26 protein-coding genes are annotated in these 18,921 nt (G+C 65.0%); 6 read left to right on the top strand and 20 right to left on the bottom strand.

Annotated elements, in window-relative coordinates; all coding sequences use genetic code 11:
- Positions 1-10: 10 nt before the first annotated feature.
- From nifE to nifH, 6 genes are all read right to left on the bottom strand, one after another.
- Positions 11-1,492, bottom strand: coding sequence for a nitrogenase iron-molybdenum cofactor biosynthesis protein NifE (nifE, locus tag AC07WT_RS24780; RefSeq protein ID WP_494948964.1), 1,482 nt, complete (start codon positions 1,490-1,492; stop codon positions 11-13).
- Between the two features lie 165 nt (positions 1,493-1,657).
- On the bottom strand, positions 1,658-2,140 hold the full coding sequence (locus AC07WT_RS24775) for a hypothetical protein (protein WP_494948963.1): 483 nt from the start codon (positions 2,138-2,140) through the stop codon (positions 1,658-1,660).
- Between the two features lie 79 nt (positions 2,141-2,219).
- The gene (locus tag AC07WT_RS24770; protein WP_492593464.1) at positions 2,220-2,567 is read right to left on the bottom strand and encodes a hypothetical protein; all 348 of its coding nucleotides are present in this window, start codon (positions 2,565-2,567) and stop codon (positions 2,220-2,222) included.
- Between the two features lie 16 nt (positions 2,568-2,583).
- Entirely contained in the window at positions 2,584-4,143 is a 1,560-nt protein-coding gene (gene nifK, locus AC07WT_RS24765; RefSeq protein WP_492593465.1) for a nitrogenase molybdenum-iron protein subunit beta, read from the bottom strand.
- A gap of 101 nt (positions 4,144-4,244) precedes the next feature.
- Positions 4,245-5,708 (bottom strand): nitrogenase molybdenum-iron protein alpha chain, encoded by a 1,464-nt coding sequence (nifD, locus tag AC07WT_RS24760; protein WP_494948962.1) that lies wholly within the window; start codon positions 5,706-5,708, stop codon positions 4,245-4,247.
- 103 nt (positions 5,709-5,811) lie between these two features.
- On the bottom strand, positions 5,812-6,693 hold the full coding sequence (gene nifH / locus AC07WT_RS24755; protein ID WP_011491824.1) for a nitrogenase iron protein: 882 nt from the start codon (positions 6,691-6,693) through the stop codon (positions 5,812-5,814).
- 411 nt (positions 6,694-7,104) lie between these two features.
- Here nifH and AC07WT_RS24750 point away from each other — a divergent pair, with 411 nt between their 5' ends.
- The 6 genes from AC07WT_RS24750 to AC07WT_RS24725 all read left to right on the top strand — a co-directional run bounded on the left by AC07WT_RS24750 (position 7,105) and on the right by AC07WT_RS24725 (position 10,368).
- Entirely contained in the window at positions 7,105-7,524 is a 420-nt protein-coding gene (locus AC07WT_RS24750; protein ID WP_494948961.1) for a group II truncated hemoglobin, read from the top strand.
- Between the two features lie 36 nt (positions 7,525-7,560).
- Positions 7,561-8,169, top strand: a complete 609-nt coding sequence (locus AC07WT_RS24745; protein WP_494948960.1) for a hypothetical protein — start codon at positions 7,561-7,563, stop codon at positions 8,167-8,169.
- A 76-nt stretch (positions 8,170-8,245) separates the two neighbouring features.
- A complete protein-coding gene (locus AC07WT_RS24740; protein WP_494951036.1) occupies positions 8,246-8,809 on the top strand; it encodes an ankyrin repeat domain-containing protein in 564 nt (187 codons plus the stop codon).
- A 75-nt stretch (positions 8,810-8,884) separates the two neighbouring features.
- Positions 8,885-9,652, top strand: a complete 768-nt coding sequence (locus AC07WT_RS24735; protein WP_494948959.1) for an ankyrin repeat domain-containing protein — start codon at positions 8,885-8,887, stop codon at positions 9,650-9,652.
- A gap of 11 nt (positions 9,653-9,663) precedes the next feature.
- A complete protein-coding gene (locus AC07WT_RS24730; RefSeq protein WP_494948958.1) occupies positions 9,664-10,113 on the top strand; it encodes an ArsC/Spx/MgsR family protein in 450 nt (149 codons plus the stop codon).
- An 18-nt stretch (positions 10,114-10,131) separates the two neighbouring features.
- The gene (locus AC07WT_RS24725) at positions 10,132-10,368 is read left to right on the top strand and encodes an FmdB family zinc ribbon protein (protein ID WP_494948957.1); all 237 of its coding nucleotides are present in this window, start codon (positions 10,132-10,134) and stop codon (positions 10,366-10,368) included.
- Between the two features lie 156 nt (positions 10,369-10,524).
- On the opposite strand, the gene AC07WT_RS24720 is transcribed toward AC07WT_RS24725, so the two are convergent.
- The 14 genes from AC07WT_RS24720 to nifB form a co-directional block, all read right to left on the bottom strand.
- Entirely contained in the window at positions 10,525-10,899 is a 375-nt protein-coding gene (locus AC07WT_RS24720; protein ID WP_492593473.1) for a ribonuclease HepT family protein, read from the bottom strand.
- Positions 10,896-11,111, bottom strand: coding sequence for an FAD-dependent oxidoreductase (locus AC07WT_RS24715; RefSeq protein ID WP_494948956.1), 216 nt, complete (start codon positions 11,109-11,111; stop codon positions 10,896-10,898). Before AC07WT_RS24715 ends, AC07WT_RS24720 begins: the two co-directional genes overlap by 4 nt.
- 8 nt (positions 11,112-11,119) lie before the next feature.
- Entirely contained in the window at positions 11,120-11,416 is a 297-nt protein-coding gene (locus AC07WT_RS24710; RefSeq protein ID WP_492593475.1) for a 2Fe-2S iron-sulfur cluster-binding protein, read from the bottom strand.
- Positions 11,417-11,472: 56 nt separating this feature from the next.
- Positions 11,473-12,315: an SIR2 family NAD-dependent protein deacylase gene (locus tag AC07WT_RS24705; RefSeq protein WP_494948955.1), complete on the bottom strand. Its 843-nt coding sequence runs from the start codon at positions 12,313-12,315 to the stop codon at positions 11,473-11,475.
- A gap of 10 nt (positions 12,316-12,325) precedes the next feature.
- The gene (locus AC07WT_RS24700) at positions 12,326-13,489 is read right to left on the bottom strand and encodes a DegT/DnrJ/EryC1/StrS family aminotransferase (RefSeq protein WP_494948954.1); all 1,164 of its coding nucleotides are present in this window, start codon (positions 13,487-13,489) and stop codon (positions 12,326-12,328) included.
- Positions 13,476-13,754 carry a hypothetical protein gene (locus AC07WT_RS24695; RefSeq protein WP_494948953.1) on the bottom strand — a complete coding sequence of 93 codons (279 nt, stop codon included), beginning with the start codon at positions 13,752-13,754 and terminating at the stop codon, positions 13,476-13,478. Before AC07WT_RS24695 ends, AC07WT_RS24700 begins: the two co-directional genes overlap by 14 nt.
- Before the next feature lie 132 nt (positions 13,755-13,886).
- Positions 13,887-14,105 (bottom strand): putative nitrogen fixation protein NifT, encoded by a 219-nt coding sequence (nifT, locus tag AC07WT_RS24690; protein WP_481362997.1) that lies wholly within the window; start codon positions 14,103-14,105, stop codon positions 13,887-13,889.
- Positions 14,102-15,292 carry a cysteine desulfurase family protein gene (locus AC07WT_RS24685; RefSeq protein WP_494948952.1) on the bottom strand — a complete coding sequence of 397 codons (1,191 nt, stop codon included), beginning with the start codon at positions 15,290-15,292 and terminating at the stop codon, positions 14,102-14,104. The genes nifT and AC07WT_RS24685 overlap by 4 nt, the downstream gene beginning before the upstream one ends.
- Before the next feature lie 22 nt (positions 15,293-15,314).
- Positions 15,315-15,686 (bottom strand): DUF3024 domain-containing protein, encoded by a 372-nt coding sequence (locus AC07WT_RS24680; protein WP_494948951.1) that lies wholly within the window; start codon positions 15,684-15,686, stop codon positions 15,315-15,317.
- On the bottom strand, positions 15,683-15,958 hold the full coding sequence (locus AC07WT_RS24675) for a nitrogen fixation protein NifZ (protein WP_492593481.1): 276 nt from the start codon (positions 15,956-15,958) through the stop codon (positions 15,683-15,685). Before AC07WT_RS24675 ends, AC07WT_RS24680 begins: the two co-directional genes overlap by 4 nt.
- Entirely contained in the window at positions 15,955-16,335 is a 381-nt protein-coding gene (locus AC07WT_RS24670) for a nitrogen fixation protein NifZ (RefSeq protein WP_494948950.1), read from the bottom strand. Before AC07WT_RS24670 ends, AC07WT_RS24675 begins: the two co-directional genes overlap by 4 nt.
- Positions 16,336-16,466: 131 nt before the next feature.
- Entirely contained in the window at positions 16,467-16,871 is a 405-nt protein-coding gene (locus AC07WT_RS24665; protein ID WP_492593483.1) for a HesB/IscA family protein, read from the bottom strand.
- Positions 16,872-16,921: 50 nt separating this feature from the next.
- Positions 16,922-17,116 (bottom strand): 4Fe-4S binding protein, encoded by a 195-nt coding sequence (locus tag AC07WT_RS24660; RefSeq protein WP_007177249.1) that lies wholly within the window; start codon positions 17,114-17,116, stop codon positions 16,922-16,924.
- Positions 17,117-17,156: 40 nt separating this feature from the next.
- The gene (nifB, locus tag AC07WT_RS24655; protein WP_492593484.1) at positions 17,157-18,752 is read right to left on the bottom strand and encodes a nitrogenase cofactor biosynthesis protein NifB; all 1,596 of its coding nucleotides are present in this window, start codon (positions 18,750-18,752) and stop codon (positions 17,157-17,159) included.
- Between the last annotated feature and the right edge of the window lie 169 nt (positions 18,753-18,921).

The raw sequence follows: 18,921 nt of genomic DNA, 5'->3' as shown, positions 1-18,921 counted from the left end.
ATCGGGGGCGTCAGGCCGGCACGCCGGGTTCGAAGCTCATCGCCCACGCCGCCGCGCTCGACAGCGGGCGCGCGGCTTGCGCTTGCACCGCACCGAGCGTCTCGCCGTCGTCGCCCCACGGAGCCGGGATGCGCACCTGTTGCCACACCGGGTTGTAGATCGCGCGGTCGATCTCATGCACCAGTTCGACGATGCCCTCGTAGCCGCCATACGGGTGATGGCGTTCCTGATTGATGTCGAGCCACGGCATGCGCGCCTTCAGCGCGACGAACTGCGAGCGGCCGCCCGACAGCATGATGTCGGCGCGGGCGTCCTTGAGCATCGCGTACATCTCGCGCGGCGTCATGTCGTCGATCATGTGCGCGTCGTCGCCCATGATCGCCTTGATCTTGTCCTTGTCTTCCTTCGTGCTCTTCTTGATGCTGGTGCCGACGATTTCCAGCCCGGCTTCCTGGAGCGCGGCCACCACCGACCACGACTTCACGCCGCCGGTGATGAGCAGCACCCGCTTGCCGGTGAGGCGCGCCTTGTAGTGCGCGATACGCTCCCAGGCGCGTGCTTCCTCGACGGCGATCAGGCGCTCGGTGCGCTCCAGCAGATCGTCCGGCGCGCCTTGCTGCACGAGCAGGCTGGCGATCTGGCGCAGCGTGTCGCTCATGTCGCCGATCCCATAGAACGAGCCCTCGAAGTAAGGGATGCCGTAGCGCTGCTGCATCTTCGTCGCGATGTTGATCATCGACTTCGAGCAGACCATCATGTTGACCCTGGCGCGATGCGAACTGGCGATCTCGTGGTAGCGCCCATCGCCGGAGATGCACGAGAGGATGCGGATGCCCAGCGCGTCGAGCAGGGGCCTGGTCTGCCACAGTTCGCCCGACAGGTTGTACTCGCCGATGATGTTGATGTCGTACGGCGTCGTGTACTCGGGCTCGCGCGTGCCGATCACATAGTCGAGGATCGCCTCGCCGCCGAGCTTGTTACCCAGGTTCTTCGGTCCGGCGAAGCCTGGGGAATTGACCGGGATCACCGGCTTGCCGAATTTTTCGGTGGCGCGCTTGCAGACTGCCTCGATGTCGTCGCCGATCAGCGCGGTGACGCAGGTCTGATAGACGAACATGGCCGGCGGATCGTATTTCTCGATGATTTCGCGCACGCTCCTGAACAGCCGCTTCTCGCCGCCGTACACCACGTCGAGTTCATTGATGTCGGTGGTGAAGCCGGTGCGATAGAGTTGCGAGCCGGACGAAGCGGCGTGCCGGTTGTCCCACGAGTTGCCTTCGCAGGCAATCGGCCCGTGCACGAGGTGCGCGACGTCCACCACCGGCTGCAATGCGATCTTCGCGCCGTCGAATGCGCACCCGCCTGCCGCGGCGCCCGGCGAAAGCTGCTTCGTGCAGCCCTTCTTGCGCTCCTTGTCGCTCTTGCCTTGATTCTTGTCGCAACCGGGTTCGTCGAATACTTCGGCGATCTTGGCGTTGAGCGAAGCAGACATGACAGGCTCCTGATGGATGGACGTTTCTCTAGTGGCAAGTTCCATACCACCGGGGAATGTCCTCAAAACGGTTCAATTGGCCCTGAAGCGCGCTGCTTGCGAGCATCGTCATGGCGGGTTTGAACGGTTTGCGACAGACGGTTTGCGACACAGACAACGGGCAGCTCAGTTGTCGTCGGCCAGCACTTCCAGCGCCACCAGTTGCCCGTACAGTGCGCGCCGTGCCGGCCAGTTCGATTCGCCCGCGAGACATGGGTCGGCGCCTTCGAACGCGCCGATCGCGTCACGGTCGTTCCAGTAGATCAAACAACGCCCGCCGCGCGCGGCCAGCGCAGCCGCCAGCGCATCGCGTTCAGACACCAGCTCGCGCCGGCACACGCCCCGGCCGAGCAGATAATCGGCGCGGTAGAGCAAGGTGTCCCAGCCATACTCGTCGCCCACCGCACAGATCGACGGGTACGCTGCCCGTCCGTTTGCATCGGGAAGGTGATCGACCAGCGCGAGCAGTTCGCGCGGCGTTACCTCGTCGTAGATCTCGGCAGGGCTCAACGGGTCGGACGCCGCCACCTTGCGTGCAAAGTCGTCGTCATCGTAGGCGAACCACGCGCGCGGCGCTGCTGAGTCTGATTGCTCGACAACATAGATCACGTTCCCGCTCCCTCGCTGAGGTTCGTCAGACTGGCTGGCTGCATGCAGCGCAGCAACTTTGTTTTCAGCGGTGTCCCGGCTACTCCACACCCTCCGCCGCGGTCTTCGCCCACACCGCGCGGCGCAGTCGCTGCGCGATGCCGGCCGGGCTCGCGTCGAACTGCCGCTGAGCCGCCGACATTGCACCCTGCGCAATCGCAGTCTCCTCGTGCGTCAACGGCAACCGGCCGGCCACATGCGTGGCCCCCGGCACCGACTGGGCGATCACCTGCCGGTTGGGGTGTTCAAGCAGCGGAACGAGGTGGTCGGCCTCGCGCACGCCGGCCAGACAGACCCAGCCGTCGATGACCTCGACCTTGCGGCCGTCCTGCGTCATCTTGACCAGAACCGCATCTGCCGTGCCCGATGCATCTGCTATGTCTGTCATGGCCGTGCGCTCCTCGTCAGCGGATGATGTCGTAGCTGTAGTCGGTCTTCGCCGCGACGATCGTGTTGGCGTCGAGCGCCTCGAAGAACTCGTCCAGCAGCGTGACCAGCACCCGCAACGCGCCTTCATAGCCCCAGGTCGGGAAGCGATGGTAGTGGTGGCGATCGAAGATCGGAAACACCATGCGTATCAGCGGCGTTTTGGTATCGCGCTCGAGATATTTGCCGTAGGTGTTGCCGATCAGGAAATCCACCGGCTCCGTGAACAGCAGCGAGCGCATGTGCCACAGATCGCGTTTCGGATACACCTTGCAGCCCGCGCCGTACGGCGACGCGTCGAACAGCGCCTGCACCTTCGCAGCCCAGCTTTCGTTGCCGTTGGTCGCCAGCACGTGCGCCGGCTCGGCACCGAGTTCGAGCAGGAACTGTGTGTAGCCCAGCATCTGGTCCGGGTCGCCGTAGAGTGCGAAGCGCTTGCCGTGCAGGTGAGCCTGGCTATCGGCCATCGCGTCGACGAGCTGGCCGCGCTCCTTCTCCAGTTGCGCCGGAATCGGCTTGCCGGTCACGCGCGAGATTTCCATCAGGAACTGGTCGGTGCCCGCCACGCCGACCGGCGCGTTCAGCACCACGACTTCCTGACCATGCTCGGCGATGAACTTGCTGGTCTTCTCGCAGCAGTATTCCTGGAACACGAAGGTCGCCTTCGCATTCAATGCGCGCTCGACCTCCTCCTTGGTCGTGCCGCCTTCATACATCCGGAACTCGCCGTCGGTCGGCGTATTCCATGTTTCGGACGGGTCGCAGATGAGGTTCACCTGCACGCCGAACAAATCGAAGATGCGGCGAATTTCCTTCATGTTGCCGACCACGTAGCCGTCGAACCCGCCGATGAAGTTGACGCTGTCATCGGGCACGCGCTCGAGCGGCGCCGTGGTGCCGGCCTTGCCGTCCCAGAAGTGCTTGAGGATGCCGAGCAGCGCGTTGTCGTAGCCGGTGACGTGGCTGCCGACGAAGGCCGGCGTGTGCGCGAACGGCACGTCGTAGTCTTCCGGCACGCTGCCCTTCTGCTTGCTGTTCTTGATGAACGCGTCGAGGTCATCGCCGATCACTTCCGCCATGCAGGTCGTCGAGACCGCGATCATGTCGGGCTTGTACAGGTTGTACGCGTTGGCGAGGCCGTCGATCATGTTGTTCATGCCGCCGAACACTGCCGCGTCCTCGGTCATCGACGAGCTGACGCACGACGTCGGCTCCTTGAAGTGACGCGAGAAGTGCGAGCGGTAATAGGCCACGCAACCCTGCGAGCCGTGCACGAAACTCAGCGTCTTGTGAAAGCCGTTGGCGACGTACACCGCGCCGAGCGGCTGGCAAGCCTTGGCCGGGTTGACGGTGAGCGAGTCGCGCGCAAAATTCTTCTGCTTGTAGTCCTCGGTCCTGGTCCACTCGACGATCTGCTTGACCTGCTCGTCCGGATGGTTGAATTCGAAGTTTTCCTTTTTCGTGCGGAAAATTTCCTGGTACTCGGGCTCACGGAACAGCAGTTCGTGATCGAGAATCTTGTCTGCGGATTGGGGCATGGGATGCTCCTGATTTTCAATTCGATGGCGTCAATGGCCTGCCGGCCGTTGATCGGGCCGCTGATCGGTGCGGTAGCCGGCGCTTTGCCGGCCGCCGGGACTTAGGCGCTTTTCTTCCAGGGCGCCCTGGCGAGCCCCCACACCGGGCTGGAAATGGCCATGTCCATGTCGCGCGCGAAAATGGCGTAGCCGTCATAGCCGTGGTACGGGCCGGAATAGTCCCAGCTATGCATCTGACGGAACGGCACGCCCATCTTCTGGAATACGTACTTTTCCTTGATGCCGGAGCCGACCAGGTCGGGCTGGATCTGCTCGACGAACTTCTCGAACTCGTAGCCGGTCACGTCGTCGTAAATCAGCGTGCCGTCCTTCACGTAGTGCGTGGTGCGCTGATAGTCGTCGTTGTGGCCGAACTCGTAGCCGGTGCCGACCACGTGCATGCCGAGGTCTTCATAAGCGCCGATCACGTGGCGCGGACGCAGACCGCCGACGAACAGCATCACCGTCTTGTCCTGCAGACGCGGCCTGAACTTCGCGTTCACCGCATCGACCAGCGGACGATACCTGGCGATCACCTTCTCCGCATTGGCCTTGATCGTGTCGTCGAAATGGCTGGCGATTTCGCGCAAGCTCTTCTCGATCATCGTCGGGCCGAAGAAGTTGTATTCGACCCAGGGAATGCCGTACTTCTCTTCCATGTGCCGGCTGATGTAGTTCATCGAGCGATAGCAGTGCAGCACGTTGAGCTTGGCCTTCGGCGTGTTCTCGAGTTCGGCGATCGAACCGTCGCCCGACCATTGCGCGATCACGCGCAGGCCGATTTCTTCGAGCAGAATCCGGCTCGACCACGCATCGCCGCCGATGTTGTAGTCGCCGATGATCGCGACGTCATACGACGTCGAAACAAAATCGGGACGCTTGTCCGGATCGGCTTTGTCGAACACCCAGTCGCGGATCGCATCGTTGGCGAGGTGGTGGCCCAGCGACTGGCTGACGCCGCGAAAACCCTCGCAGCGCACCGGCACGATGGTGTGCCCTTCATACTGCGCACTCTTCTTCTTCGAGACGGCCTCGATGTCGTCGCCGATCAGGCCGATCGGGCATTCGCTCTGGATCGAGATGCCCTTGTTCAGCGGAAACAGTTCCTGAATCTCGTCGATGATCTTGTCGAGCTTCTTGTCGCCGCCGAAGACGATGTCCTTTTCCTGGAAGTCCGAGGTGAACTGCATCGTCACGAAGGTGTCGATGCCGGTGGTGCCGATGTAGTAGTTGCGGCGCGCGGCCCACGAGTACTGGCCGCAACCGACCGGGCCGTGGCTGATGTGGATCATGTCCTTGATCGGCCCCCACACGACACCCTTCGAGCCGGCGTACGCGCAGCCGCGAATCGTCATCACGCCCGGCAATGACTTGATGTTGGATTTCACGCCACAGTCGGGCTTGCCGTCCTCGAAGGTGCCCAAATGCTTGGCGCGCCGTTTGGCCATCTTCTCCGGATAGGCCTTCAGCACTTCATCGATCAGGGCCTTGTTCGTGGCCTTGCGCTCTTCAACAGTGACGCTCATGGGAATGCTCCATAGGGTGAATATCAAACCCGGCAGCGGGTAGCAGGCACGGCCCGGGTCATCGCCTGAAGCAGAAACCCGGACCGCGCGCAGCGGCGCCCGCTTAGGCAGTCAGCTCCGCCGCGGTCTTGCCGACTTGCGATTCGTCGATGGACTTCATGATTCCGTGTTCCATCAACAGGTCTTCCAGTTGATCCATCGTGATCGGCGTCGGGATCGTGCCGTTGCCCGCGTTGTTGTGCACCTTGGTGGCCAACTGGCGGTACTCTTCCGCCTGTTTGGATTCCGGCGCGAACTCGATCACCGTCATGCGGCGCAGCTCGGCGTGCTGCACGATGTTGTCGCGCGGCACGAAGTGAATCAGCCTTGAACCGAGCATCTTCGCCAGCGCTTCGGCGAGTTCGAGTTCCTTGTCGGTCTGACGCTCGTTGCACACGAGGCCGCCCAGGCGCACGCCGCCGCTGTTCGCGTACTTCAGAATGCCCTTCGAAATGTTGTTGGCCGCGTACATGGCCATCATTTCGCCGGACATCACGATGTAGATTTCCTGCGCCTTGTTTTCACGAATCGGCATCGCGAAGCCGCCGCACACCACGTCGCCGAGCACGTCGTACGACACGTAGTCCACGCCGTCATAGGCGCCGTTTTCTTCGAGGAAGTTGATCGAGGTGATCACGCCACGGCCCGCGCAGCCGACGCCCGGTTCCGGGCCACCGGACTCCACGCAACGGATGTCGCGGTAACCGATCTTCATCACGTCCTCGAGTTCGAGGTCCTCCACCGAGCCGGCTTCGGCCGCCAGCGACAGGATGGTGTCCTGCGCCTTTGCGTGCAGGATCAGGCGGGTCGAGTCCGCCTTGGGATCGCAGCCGACGATCAGGATCTTCTGGCCGAGTTCGGTCAGGGCTGCCAGGGTGTTCTGCGAGGTGGTCGACTTGCCGATGCCACCTTTACCGTAGAACGCGATTTGCCGAAGTTTGGACATTGCATTTCTCCATTCAGGAAGAAGGGTTGAAACCAGGGTTGCGTAACCGCGACCATGTCAGCCTGTCGTGCCTGTATGGGTCTTCTTATATCGAGTCACGCATCGGCCGGACCTGTGTCCGCGCTGGACCCCAAATGCAGCTTCCGTGCCATGTCGCCGGCGGTACTGCGTCGCGTCCGTCCCGCCGCGCTGCACGGTTCGTTCGGGACTTTTCCGGACGCCTGTTTTGTCTTGTCGGTTTCGCGACAAACCACGCGAACTTCGTCGCGAATCAAACCGTTCGGACGCGTTTGTCGGGCGATTTCTGTCGCATTGGCCTGCATGCAGCCGGCCAATCGCCGCGTTTTCGCCTGGTGATGGCCCGGTGATGGCCTGGATTCAGCCTGGTTCGGTTATTGCATTGATCGCACCATGGACACACCTGCCACCCACTCCTCGCTGCAATTGCCACGCGAGACGCACTTCGACCGTCTAGGCGGCGAGCCTGTCGTCATCCGTCTGGTCGACAACTTCTATCGGCACATGGATACGCGGTCCGACGCGCAACGCATTCGCGCGATGCATCACCCGGACCTGTCGTCGACGAAGGCCGTGCTGGTGCTGTATCTGTGCGAATGGCTCGGCGGCGGCAAACGGTACTCGGCACAGCGCGGCCATCCACGGCTGCGCATGCGTCATGCGGCATTCGCGATCGGCAGCGCCGAACGCGATGCATGGCTGGCCTGCATGCGCGCCGCGCTCGACGAGACGGGTGTCGATCCGGCGCTGCGCGACGAACTGATGCAGGCGTTTTTCAAAACCGCCGACTGGATGCGCAACACGCAGACGTGAATCCCTCTTCAACGCTGTTTAACCCAAGGATCTGTGATGACCGAAACGCTCGCCCACAAGGAGATCGACGACACCGCGTTCGCCCGTCTCGAACACGAAGGCCGTCTGCTCAACCCGGTGCTCAAGGGGCTGACGAACAAGTTCGGCCGGGTCGGCTTCCGCGGCGAGCTCGCGCTGCGCTTTGCCCCGAAGCTCGCCGACGAAGCGCGGCCGCCGGAGCTGACCTGCGATCAGGTGATGGCCTTCGCGACGATCGGCGAGAAGCACTTGCCGTTCTTCGCCGGGTATCTGCTGAGCTTCGAGCATCTGAAGGACGTGGCCGAGGTGCTCGGCGACACGCTGTCGGCGGGTGGCAAATACTTTCTGTTTTGCGACAACATCGACCTGAGCAAGCGGTATCAGGTGCCGTACAAGGGCGCGATGTTCTATGTGCTGCCGATTCTCGAGTCCACCGTCTACAACGAAATGCTCGAACTGCTGTACCTGGAAAAGAACGAACTGAAGAAGAAGGACACAGGCGGCAAGCTCGATGCGGTAGCGGACGCGGCCATCAGGTTCGACGTGACCTTCGACACGATCACCTACAGCGAAGGACTTGAACTGATGGGGCCGGTGCGCAACCCCAACGAGAACCGCCCCGTCTGAAGCGCGGGTCCCGACGGCAGCCGCCCACGCGGCTGCACCCACCGATGTTCCCTTGCACCCGAACGCGACCATGATCATGCACACCGGCACTGCCCTCGTCGTCCGCGAACGCCCGCCCCGGCGGGTTGCCCAGAGCGCCGATGCGCGCCTCGAAACGATCGTGCCCGCTGCACTTTCCAGCTGGCTGGCGTACCACGGCTTCCCCGATCTGCATTCGCGCAGCGTGAACGGCGAAACCCCGTTGATGCGTGCTGCGCAGCACGGCGAAGACGCGGTGGTCGAAGCGTTGCTGGCATTCGGCGCACGCGCCGACGCGCTCGATGACGACGGCAACCATGCATTGTGGTTCGCGTGCCTGCACGGCGGCCCCGCGACCATCCTGCGGCTGATCGAAGCCGGCACACCCATCGACCATGCGAACGACGACGACATCACCTGCCTGATGCAGGCAGCGGCGAGCGGCCGCCTCGACGTCCTGCAGATGCTGCTTGCGCATGGGGCGAGCGCGGAACTGTGCGCGCCCGATGGCCGCAGCGCGCTCGACATGGCGGCCGACCTCGGCCTGCAACTGCTGCGCGCGGCGCGCCAGATGGAAGGAGCGGGCACGCCATGTATTTCCGCGGCACCGAAGCTCCTTTGAAATGCGGGCCATCGGTCAACAAGCGCATCGGCACCGAACCCGGTACGGCCGCGATCGCCGGCAGGAGATCGCAAGATGAAAGGCCAACGCGTGTTTCGTCGCCTCACGTTCGACGAGCTCCGTGCGTGGCTGGCGCGACGGCCAGACGCGCTGCTGCTCGACGCGCGCGACGCCGCCAGTTACGCACACGATGGCTGGCCCGGCGCCGTGCGCCTCTCACCCGGGAACCAGGACGCACTGCTGCTGCGCACCGACCGGCAGCGGCCCGTGCTGATCTATTGCTACAAGGGCAACGCCAGCCAGGTGTGGGCGCAGATGTTCGCGGACTTCGGCTTTACCGATGTATGCGACCTGGTCGGCGGCCATCGCGCGTGGGTGGCCGGCGTCGATGGGTCGAACCCGTCAGGCAAGGTGCTCACGCCCGAACTCGCCGCGTGGCTCACGCTTGAAGGCTTCATCGGCACGCAGGCGCGCGGTGCGCACGGCAACACGCCGCTGATGACCGCCGCATGGCGCGGCGCGTCGGCCGTCGTCGGGCAACTGCTCGCGTCCGACGTTGCGCTCGACGCCGTCAACGACGACGGCAACAACGCGCTGTGGTTCGCCTGCGTGACCGGCAATCCGTCACTCGTCACGCGCCTCGCTGCGGCCGGTGTGCCGATCGATCATGCGAACGCGACCGGCGCCACCTGCCTGATGCTCGCGGCCTCGTCAGGCAAGGCCGACGTGGTGCGCACGCTGCTCGGGCTGGGCGCCGATCCGGCGGTGCGCTCCCAGGACGACTTCACTGCCCTCGACATGGCGGCCAGCCTCGACTGCCTGCAACTGCTGCGTCAAACCTGAGAACCCTGACGATGGCCCACCTCACCTTCTACGAAAAACCCGGCTGCGCCGGCAATGCACGCCAGAAAGCCCTGCTGCGCGCGGCCGGCCACACGCTCGACGTGCGCAACCTGCTGAGCTGGCCGTGGACCGCCGAAGCGCTGCTGGCGTTCATCGCGCCGCTGCCGGTCAGCGAGTGGTTCAACCGCGCGGCACCGCGCATCAAGTCGGGCGAGGTCGTGCCGGCAACGCTCGACGCCGATGCCGCGTTGGCGCTGCTGCTGGCCGAACCGCTGCTGATCCGCCGGCCGCTGATGCAGTGCGACGCGCGCCGCATGGTCGGCTTCGATGCGGCCCAAGTGCATGCCTGGGTCGGGCTCGGCGCGCACGCACCGGCCCCGGACACGCCACTCGAAGGCTGCGCCGCAATGACGGCCCACAGCGCAGACCAACACGCGATCCGCTGCGCCCCACCCACCTGAAACGGAGATCAGAGCACCATGCCCCTGTACGACTACCGCTGCGCGGCCTGCGGCCACGCATTCGAAACGCTGGTGCGCGCCGGCCACACGCCGGTCTGCCCGCAATGCGGCAGTACCGCGCTCGCCAAGCAGGTCAGCGCGCCGGCCGCGCCCGGCAAGAGCCGCGCGATCATCTCCTCCGCGCGGCGCCAGGCGGCGCGCGAAGGGCACCTCAGCAACTATTCGCCGGCCGAGCGCAGCAAGCTGCTGCGCTGAGCCGAACGGGGAATCGATCATGGATCTCGTCTACCAGACCACCATGCTGACGCAGGGCGGACGCGGCGGCCAGCCGTGGGGAGAGCGCAACGCGTTCTAGCGGGGCTCCCGTTGATGCCAGCACGAAGGCCCGGTTTGACGGTTCGCGTCGGCGGCTCACATCGTCATCTTGAACAGCGCCGGCTGGCTTCGGCGATGCACCCGCAGCCACAGCAGCGTGGCCGGCACCAGCGCTTCGCAGGCGAACCACAGCGCGTCGTCGAGCACCGCGCCGGGTGGCAGTCTCAGTTGCGCGCCCATCGCCTGCCAGCCGGACCAGTCGATCTCCGGCATCGCGGCCCGAACCGCCGGGGCGATGCCCGCCGCACTGTCGGCCAGAATCCGTAACTGCCGCTGCACCTCGGCACGCGTGCCCCGCGAACGCAGCAACTCGTCACGCTCCACGCCTTCGGTCAGGATCATCGCCGCCGTGCCGGACTGCTCGATGATCGCCAGCCGCGCGCTGGTTTCGATCGCGGCGCTGCGGGTCATGCCGGCACCGCCGCAGGATCAATGTCCGGGCAGGCGTGCACGAGACGCGCGTTCAATTCGAGCGCGAACTCGCGCCAGGCGGCCGCGAGATCGCGCGCTTCGATGACCACGACGGAAATATCCTGCGCATGCAGTGCGCGCGCCAGCGCGAGGCCGCAGAGACCCGCGCCGATGATGGCCACGTCGGCCACCAGCGATTCGATCGTGGTCATCTCGCCGCTCAGACGAAGCTCAGCAGTTCGACGGTCACCGGCTCTTCGCCGAGCACGGCCTGACACGCGAGGCGCGACTTGGAGCCGATGCCGACGAGCGTATCGAGCTTGTCGTTTTCGAGCCGCTGGATCTTCGACAGGCTCTTGCGCCCTTCCTGTACGAACAGGTGGCACGATCCGCAGTCGGCCTTGCCGTCGCACTTGTGCGCGATGCGCTCGCCGACGGCGAGCAGTGCCTGCAACAGGGTCGCGCCGGCGGCGACGTCATAGGTCTTGCCCGAAGGCAGTACGGTCAGTGTAGTCATGATGGTGAGCTTGATAAAAGGCGACGGAGAAAGAACAACGGATAAGCGGCCACGCTTCACGCGGCCAAGGCGGGTTGCAACGCATCCACCAACGCTTCGGCGAATCCGGCCAGCGGCATCGCGATGCGCGTGATGCGCTGCTCTTCGAGAAAGCGCGCTTCCATCCGCGTCGGCTCGTCGGGCAGCACGGCCCAGTGCGTGTCGGAAGAACGCTTCATGATCTGGCGCGCGAAGCTGCGCGTGAGCTGGTCGTCGAAACGGCAGCCCAGAAACAGAAAGCTGCGGCCGCTGCGCCATGCCTGCACCGCGGGCGGAATCGGCGTCTGAATGTCGATCTCGGTCAGCACTTCGACGAAGTCGCTGTCGGAGACCAGGTAGTTCGACGCGGGCGCGTGGCCGCCGATCGGCTTGTAGAGCAGCGCGCCCGAGGCCGGCACCGCATGCAGGAAGGCGCCGTCCGGCGCATACGCGCCAAACCACTGGCCGAAATGTTCCGACTGCGACAAACCCTGCACCTGAACCCAGCCGCCTTGCGGCCGCGCCTCGTCGAGGGCGGTGGCAAACGTGTCGTCGTACCAGCAGTCGACATACAGCCCCGCGCCGCTGGCCGCGAGCACCAGGTGCAGCGCCGACGGCGCCGGCGTGGTGGCGAACGCATCGTTCATCAGGTTCACCACCGACTTGCGATGCTTGAAGTTCTCGATGAATTGCGCCGCCTGGGTAAGCCGCTTGCGGATCTTGTGCGGCACGCTGACTTTCGCGGTCATGATCTCGGCCAGTGCGCCGGGCGTGGCGGGCACGGCCGAATCGGGACACAGCGCGAGCAGCGCCGGGCCAAGGTAGGGAATGACGCCGCCGCCCTGGAGCTGGCGAGCGATGGTCTGGACTGAAACGGTCATGGAGTGAGCCTCAAAGATAAATGGCGGCGCCGGCGCCCACGTTGGTCGCGGTGTCTTTCAGCGTCTTGACGATGTACTTGACCTGGTCGGCGTCGAGCAGCGTGTGCAGCGGCAGCGCCAGCGCGCGGTCGCCGATGCGCTCGGTGTCGGGCAACAGACCGCGCTTGCGGCCGATCGCATCGCCCGCGTTCATGTAGTGGAACTGCTGATGCAGCGGATGGCTGTAAGGCGCCGTCTCGATGCCGCAGGATTTCATGTCGTCGATCATCTGGGCACGCGCGCTCTGCGTAAAACGCTTGCCCAGGTGGACGACATAGAGCATCCAGTTCACTTCTTCGACGTCCTCGGCCACGTAGGGCGGCTTGATCCCTTCGAAGCTCTGCATCTGCTCGTGATACCACGTCTCGACCTGCTTGCGCTGGGCGAGGCGCGTGTCGAGTTCGGCCAGTTGCGCGAGGCCAAGCGCGGCGGTCAGATCGCTGATGCCGGCCTGCAGCGGCACCCACGAGCCGACCGAAACGGACGCGCGGTCGGTGACGCGCCGCTCGCGCAGATAGCGCAGTTCGTGGACGAGTTCATCATCGTCGGTGACGAGCATGCCGCCCGCCCCTGTGCACAGCGCGGACGGGCCGGAAAAGTCGAAAACGGACACGTCGCCGAAACAGCCGGCGTTGCGGCCGCGGTAGCGCGAGCCGAGCGCCTCGGTGCTGTCTTCGATCAGCCGCAAGCGATGCGCGTCGGCCAGTTCCCGCAGCGGCCCCCACGCGGCTGGGTGACCATTGGTATTGCCGGCGAGGATCGCGCGCGTGCGAGGGCCAATCTTCCGCGTGGCTTTTTCGGCGCTCAGACAACCGCTCCAGTAGTCGATGTCGGCGAACACCGGCACGGCTCCCGCCAGCGTGATCGCCTGCGCCACCTGGTGCCAGGTGTGCGATGCGCAGACCACCTCGTCGCCCGGGCCGATCCCCATCGCGCGCAACGCAATCCAGGTCGCGAGCGTGCCGCTCGCCACCGCGACCGCATGCGTGCGGCCCACCCAGCTGGCGAACGCGCGCTCGAACGAGTCGAGCATCGGTCCGTCGCTCCAGCGCGAGGACTGCAGCACGGCGTTGACGAAGTTGATCTCGCGCGCCGCGCAAGCCGGTTCGCTCAGCGCGATCTCATCGATTTCCATGAGCCTCGTCCTCGGTCAGGATCAACGCATCGGCCTCTTCGGGCCGCTGCGTGATCGACCAGCAATGTCCATTCGACGCCGCGAGATAGACGCTGCGCGCGCCCAGTTTCAGCGCGGCGGTCTCGTCGCGCATGTCCATCGCGTCGACCAGCAGCGTGCGCACTTCGGGATGACGTTGGCGGCATTGCGCGGCGGCGTCCCGCAGCGTCGGCGCCGCGCCGATCAGTGCGCCGGCGTTGTGCAGTTGTTCCGGCGTGACGCTCATCTCAGTGCGCGCCGGGCCGCCCCAAGTGCACTGAGAGCCCCCTCGGGGGGAGCTTTGCATGGGACAGGAGTAAGCGCTAAAGCGCCAACTCCTGTCGACAGCGAACGAAGTGAGCGTGGGGGTCGTTTCATCTCAGTCTCCCGAGCCGGCGATGCGCCGCGCTTCAACGGTGATGGGCAGCGGCGTGTCGTCGGCCATCGAAGGCAATTCGAGCTGCCAGCCGTTCGCGAGCGTGACGAGACCGCCCCACATCCCGGGCAGCGCCATCGCGACAATGGGCTCCTCCAGGTCCTTCTTTGGCACGTAGGCGCTCAGCGCGCCCTTGCTGTCCTTGCGGATCATGACTTTCATGGATGCGGACTCCGGAGATTGACGACAGGTTCAAGCGAGGCTCGAGCGGGATGCGCTGCTTCCTCCAGCAGCGGACGAAGCAGCGGCGGCAGATGGGCGAGCACGTACTGGATGTCCTGCGCTGTGGTGGTTTCGCCGAGCGACAGCCGCACCGCCGCCAGTGCCTCATCGCGCGGCACGCGCATCGCTGTCAGCACATGCGAAGGCTCGCTGCCGCCCGACGAGCAGGCCGAGCCCGACGACGCGGCGACACCCAGCCGCTCGAGCCGCTGCAACACGACCTCGGCGGGAAGCTGGCCGAAGCGCAGGTAGCTGGTGCCGGGCAGGCGCGATGCCTGCGCCGAATAAACGTGGACGTCCGGCAGCGCACGCCGCAGCCCTTGCTCCAGTGCGTCGCGCAGCGCGGCCACGCGCGCCGCTTCGCTCGCCACGTCGCTGACACGCTCGAGCGCCGCCGCAAAACCGGCGATGGCCGGCAGGTTCTCGGTGCCGCCGCGCCGCTGCCGCTCCTGGCTGCCCGGTACCTGCGGCACCAGCGTCACGCCGTGGCGCACCAGCAGTGCGCCGATGCCCTTCGGCCCGCGCAGCTTGTGAGCCGACAGCGACACCGCATCGATCCCGCTCTGCGCGAAATCGAACGGCAGCCTGCCGATGAACTGCGTCGCATCGACATGAAGGCGCGCGCCGGCCGCGTGCACGAGGTCGCGTACTTCGGCGACCGGCATCAATACACCGGTCTCGTTGTTGGCCGCCATCAGCGAGACCACCGCGACGTCGGGTCCGATCAGTGCGGCGGCGCTGTCGAGGTCCAGCGTGCCGCCGGGCCGTACGGCGATGTAATCGACCGCCACGCCGCGCGCAGCCAGCGCACGCGCCAGCTTCAGGTGCCCTGCATGCTCGACCGCGCTGAATACGACACGGTGCCGGCCCTCCGGCGCCGCCGCGTGCAACCCGCATACCGCCAGGTGATTGGCCTCGGTGGCGCCGCTGGTGAACACCAGCTCGGCCGGCTTGCAACCGAGCGTTCGCGCGATCGTCGCGCGGGCCGCCGCGAGCGCACCCTTCGCCTGCTGCCCGAGCGCATGCTGCGACGACGCGTTGCCCCACACATCGGTCAGGATGGACAGCATCGCCTGCGCCGCGGCAGGGGCCGGCGGCGTGGTTGCGTTGTGGTCGAGATAGATCATCGCCCGGCTCCGTTGGTTTGCTTCAAGGCCAGAACACACGTTCGCGGTCGATGCACAGCGCGTCCAGCAGTTCGGCCAGATCGGTGCTCTCGTGCTGGGGCATCCACCGGTGCGACGCGTGATCGCGCGCGCTCAGGTGCCACATGCCGTCTTCATCGCGCGTGAGCCAGGCGATGTCGATCAACCCGCCGTTCGCGTCGACATTGCGCGAACAGCACGGGCTCTCGATACGAAACCCCTGCCCCTCGCGCAGCACACGCGGCACCACATAGCGATAGCGGGTACGCTCGCGCAGCGCCTGCTCGATCTGGCGCCGGGTCAGGTCGAACAGGCGGCCCGCGCACAAGCCGTCGCGCCGCGGCGCCGCTTCCGGCGCGTTAGCCCGAACCGTCATGACATGGCTCCTTGTTCGGATAGCAGGCCAGCGGGCACAGGCGCAATCTCATCCTCCGTGCATCCGACAACGCGGTTGCCGAACTCCACCAGATAGACCGGCTCGCCGCTCTCCACCAGCTGGCCGACATTGACGATTTCGCCGACCGTACCCGCCTCGGCCAGACATTCGTCCTCGCCGCGCTCAGGGAAGCTGCCGTCGTTGCACAGGTCGTCCAGCGCGATCACGCGCATGCCCCACTGATAAGCGGGCTGAACCGGTTCGATGCTCATGCCGATGGCTCCTGCGGTTGCGACGTTTCCGGCTGAACCCGCGTGCCGATCTTGCGTAGCGCTTCGGCCCGCTCGCCCAGACCTTGCAGCACGTCGTCGGGCAGGTTGTCGAGCGTGCATAGCTCTTTCGCGCGCATGCCGACACGGTGGCCGCTGTCGACGAAATCCACCGCATAGATGTAGAACTGCTGCAGGAAGGTGTTGATGCTGGTGACGTAGCCGATCTCGCCCTTGTTCACCAGCACTTCGCCGATGTCCTTGCCGTTGTACGTGCCATCGTTGCGGATCACCGAGCGAGCGATCACGCGCTCGCCATAGTTGAAGCGCGGGGGAAACGCGACCTCGATCAGGTCGTCGTCGCGGTTGATGTCAGCCATGGTCCACTCCTGCTGATCGTTGCGTCTGTCCGGTGGTCATCAAGCTCGTGATCTCGTTCGACTGCCGCCGCGGGCGCGGTCATGGCATCGTCGAGAACACGATCGCCGGTATCCATCGCCATCGCTCCTCTTCAGGAGACCTGACGCGGCAGCGGCGGACGCCCGCGGCCGATCGCGCCGATCTCGATGGTCGCCACGCCTGGCGGCGCCGACTCCGCACTGCTGCAACCGCAGGCCGCCTGGTTCGGATTGAAGAAGGTCAAACCGGACTGGGTCGGCGTGTCGGCGAAATCGATCGTCACGCCTTCGAGCATCAGCCGGCTCTCGGCCGGCAGGAATACCCGCAGGCCGTTGACGTCGAGTTCCTGTTCGCCCGCTTGCAGCGCCGGCTCGGCGGTGAATTCCGCGCTATAGCCGGAACAGCCGCCGGCGCTCACCACCAGCCGAAAGCCAGCGCCAGCCGGCAGACCCGAAAAGCGCACGATACGGCGCATGAACTTCTCGGCGGCGCTTGTGACAGTTACGTTGGACAGCATGATGCGCAGTCTCCTGATGGATGAATGGCCGGCCCGGCGACGAGCCGGACTCAGACCTGAACGATGCAGCCGTCCACGGGACACACGGCGACGCACTGCGGGTCGTCGAAGTGGCCTTCGCATTCGGTGCATTTCTTGGGGTCGATCACGAAGATGCCGCCTTTCTCGCTGATCGCGACGTTGGGGCATTCCGGTTCGCAGGCCGAGCAGCCCGTACAGGTGGACGCAATAATCTTGAGGGCCATGGCAGTTCTCCTGGTGTCCTGTCTTTAAGAATGTGGGGGGTCACGCTGCTGAGCCTGACGAGGTGTAAGCGCCCTGGCGGATCGAAGCATCGCCGCGGTCCTGGTGCACGATGGCACCGCTGGCGATGCGGCTGCGGTAGTCGTTGAACCAGGCGAGCGCCGCCTTTTCGATGAATTCGCCGACGTACTGATCGACCGGTTCGATACCGGCTTGCGCCAGTTCGTCCTTCGGGCACGCGCCGATCTTCGCGACCAGCACCGCGTGGCAGTCGTTGATTGCACGCACCACCGACGGCAGTTGCTCGTCGTCGCCGTAGCCGCCCTGGCAATACAGGTCCACCCGGCGATGGCCGACGAACAGCGCTTCGGCGGCCGAGACCTCGAAGATCTGAAACTCGGTGACGTGACCGAAGTGCTCGTTGACCCGGCCGCCGCCCTTCGTTGCAACCGCAACCAGCACCTTCATGTCGTCGGCGACGTCGATCTCGCGAGAGACAGCCAGCGCTTCCTGCTTCGCGTCGTGCTGAGCCTGACGCTCGGCTTCGACGCGCTGCTGATATTCACGGCGGCGCTCGAGGTCGTAGACCACTTCCATCTGCTCGATCTTGTCGAGCGTGAATTCCTCGCTGCGGTCCTCGCCCAGCAGGCCGACCGCATCCGCGCGGCATTGGCGGCAATGGCGCATCAGGTTGGCGCCGCCCATGCAGGCGTCCTGCACGGCCTTGAGTTCCTGCGCAGTCGGTCCGCGCTGGCCGCTCAGGCCAAAGTGGGTGCCGTGCTCGGGCTCCGAGATCAGCGGCATGATGTTATGCAGGAACGCGCCGCGTTTCTTGACCTCGCGGTTGACCTCGATCAGGTGCTCGTCGTTGATGCCGGGAATCAGCACCGAGTTGATCTTGGTCAGCACGCCGCGTGCGGTGAGCATCTCGAGACCCTTCATCTGCCGCTCATGAAGGATGCGGGCCGCTTCGTAGCCGGTCACGCGCTTGTGCTCCCAGAAAATCCACGGATAGATTTTCTCGCCCACCGCCGGGTCGACCATGTTGATGGTGATCGTCACGTGGTCGATGTTGTACTTGCAGATTTCGTCGACGAGATCGGGCAGCGCGAGGCCGTTGGTCGACAGGCACAGCTTGATGTCCGGTGCCTGCTCCTGCAGCATCCGGAACGTCTCGAAGGTTTTCTTCGGGCTCGCCAGCGAATCGCCGGGGCCGGCGATGCCGAGCACCGTCATCTGCGGAATCTCGCTTGCGACCGCAACGACTTTCTTGACCGCCTGTTCCGGCGTGAGCTTCTGCGAGACCACGCCGGGACGCGACTCGTTCGAGCAGTCATATTTGCGGTTGCAGTAGTTGCACTGGATGTTGCAAGCCGGCGCCACCGCCACATGCATGCGCGCATAGTGATGGTGGGCTTCTTCCGAGTAGCACGGATGATTCTTGACCTTCTCCCAGATCTCCGCCGGCATGTCGTCGGGACCATCCGACGAGCCGCAACTGGCCTTGCCCTCGCCACCGTGCGTACCGCAGCCGCCACCGGTGGACGGCACCTCGATCTTCACGCCGAGAGGTTTGATCTGGCCGATGCCGATATAGGCAGCTGCGGGCAAGTCGCCCGCATTTGAACTCGCTTGCATGGATATCTCCTCGCAACCGACAGCGGCCGCGCGCAGGCTATAAAGCCAGATCCATGCCACTCGGCAAGAACGCCTTGAATCAACGCCTCAGCCGATATTTCGCAGTTCTGTATGATCGAGGCACCGACGAATCCCCACAATTTCGTTGCGTCGTGTCGGTGTTGCGACA

This window comes from Paraburkholderia sp. GW821-FHT02A12 (genome assembly GCF_059422005.1).
This window is presented reverse-complemented; position numbering and strand designations above follow the sequence as displayed.

Bases quoted from the DNA above. Each gene is read 5' to 3' on its own strand.
- AC07WT_RS24695 (WP_494948953.1), bottom strand. From the start codon at position 13,754: ATGAGCGTCACGCCGGAACAACTGCACAACGCCGGCGCACTGATCGGC.
- AC07WT_RS24705 (WP_494948955.1), bottom strand. From the start codon at position 12,315: ATGACCGTTTCAGTCCAGACCATCGCTCGCCAGCTCCAGGGCGGCGGC.
- AC07WT_RS24700 (WP_494948954.1), bottom strand. From the start codon at position 13,489: ATGGAAATCGATGAGATCGCGCTGAGCGAACCGGCTTGCGCGGCGCGC.
- AC07WT_RS24740 (WP_494951036.1), top strand. From the start codon at position 8,246: ATGCACACCGGCACTGCCCTCGTCGTCCGCGAACGCCCGCCCCGGCGG.
- nifE (WP_494948964.1), bottom strand. From the start codon at position 1,492: ATGTCTGCTTCGCTCAACGCCAAGATCGCCGAAGTATTCGACGAACCC.
- AC07WT_RS24665 (WP_492593483.1), bottom strand. From the start codon at position 16,871: ATGCTGTCCAACGTAACTGTCACAAGCGCCGCCGAGAAGTTCATGCGC.
- AC07WT_RS24675 (WP_492593481.1), bottom strand. From the start codon at position 15,958: ATGAGCATCGAACCGGTTCAGCCCGCTTATCAGTGGGGCATGCGCGTG.
- nifH (WP_011491824.1), bottom strand. From the start codon at position 6,693: ATGTCCAAACTTCGGCAAATCGCGTTCTACGGTAAAGGTGGCATCGGC.
- AC07WT_RS24725 (WP_494948957.1), top strand. From the start codon at position 10,132: ATGCCCCTGTACGACTACCGCTGCGCGGCCTGCGGCCACGCATTCGAA.
- AC07WT_RS24710 (WP_492593475.1), bottom strand. From the start codon at position 11,416: ATGACTACACTGACCGTACTGCCTTCGGGCAAGACCTATGACGTCGCC.
- AC07WT_RS24730 (WP_494948958.1), top strand. From the start codon at position 9,664: ATGGCCCACCTCACCTTCTACGAAAAACCCGGCTGCGCCGGCAATGCA.
- AC07WT_RS24720 (WP_492593473.1), bottom strand. From the start codon at position 10,899: ATGACCCGCAGCGCCGCGATCGAAACCAGCGCGCGGCTGGCGATCATC.
- AC07WT_RS24660 (WP_007177249.1), bottom strand. From the start codon at position 17,116: ATGGCCCTCAAGATTATTGCGTCCACCTGTACGGGCTGCTCGGCCTGC.
- AC07WT_RS24670 (WP_494948950.1), bottom strand. From the start codon at position 16,335: ATGGCTGACATCAACCGCGACGACGACCTGATCGAGGTCGCGTTTCCC.
- nifD (WP_494948962.1), bottom strand. From the start codon at position 5,708: ATGAGCGTCACTGTTGAAGAGCGCAAGGCCACGAACAAGGCCCTGATC.
- AC07WT_RS24770 (WP_492593464.1), bottom strand. From the start codon at position 2,567: ATGACAGACATAGCAGATGCATCGGGCACGGCAGATGCGGTTCTGGTC.
- AC07WT_RS24735 (WP_494948959.1), top strand. From the start codon at position 8,885: ATGAAAGGCCAACGCGTGTTTCGTCGCCTCACGTTCGACGAGCTCCGT.
- AC07WT_RS24680 (WP_494948951.1), bottom strand. From the start codon at position 15,686: ATGACGGTTCGGGCTAACGCGCCGGAAGCGGCGCCGCGGCGCGACGGC.
- nifK (WP_492593465.1), bottom strand. From the start codon at position 4,143: ATGCCCCAATCCGCAGACAAGATTCTCGATCACGAACTGCTGTTCCGT.
- AC07WT_RS24685 (WP_494948952.1), bottom strand. From the start codon at position 15,292: ATGATCTATCTCGACCACAACGCAACCACGCCGCCGGCCCCTGCCGCG.
- nifT (WP_481362997.1), bottom strand. From the start codon at position 14,105: ATGAAAGTCATGATCCGCAAGGACAGCAAGGGCGCGCTGAGCGCCTAC.
- AC07WT_RS24750 (WP_494948961.1), top strand. From the start codon at position 7,105: ATGGACACACCTGCCACCCACTCCTCGCTGCAATTGCCACGCGAGACG.
- AC07WT_RS24745 (WP_494948960.1), top strand. From the start codon at position 7,561: ATGACCGAAACGCTCGCCCACAAGGAGATCGACGACACCGCGTTCGCC.
- nifB (WP_492593484.1), bottom strand. From the start codon at position 18,752: ATGCAAGCGAGTTCAAATGCGGGCGACTTGCCCGCAGCTGCCTATATC.
- AC07WT_RS24715 (WP_494948956.1), bottom strand. From the start codon at position 11,111: ATGACCACGATCGAATCGCTGGTGGCCGACGTGGCCATCATCGGCGCG.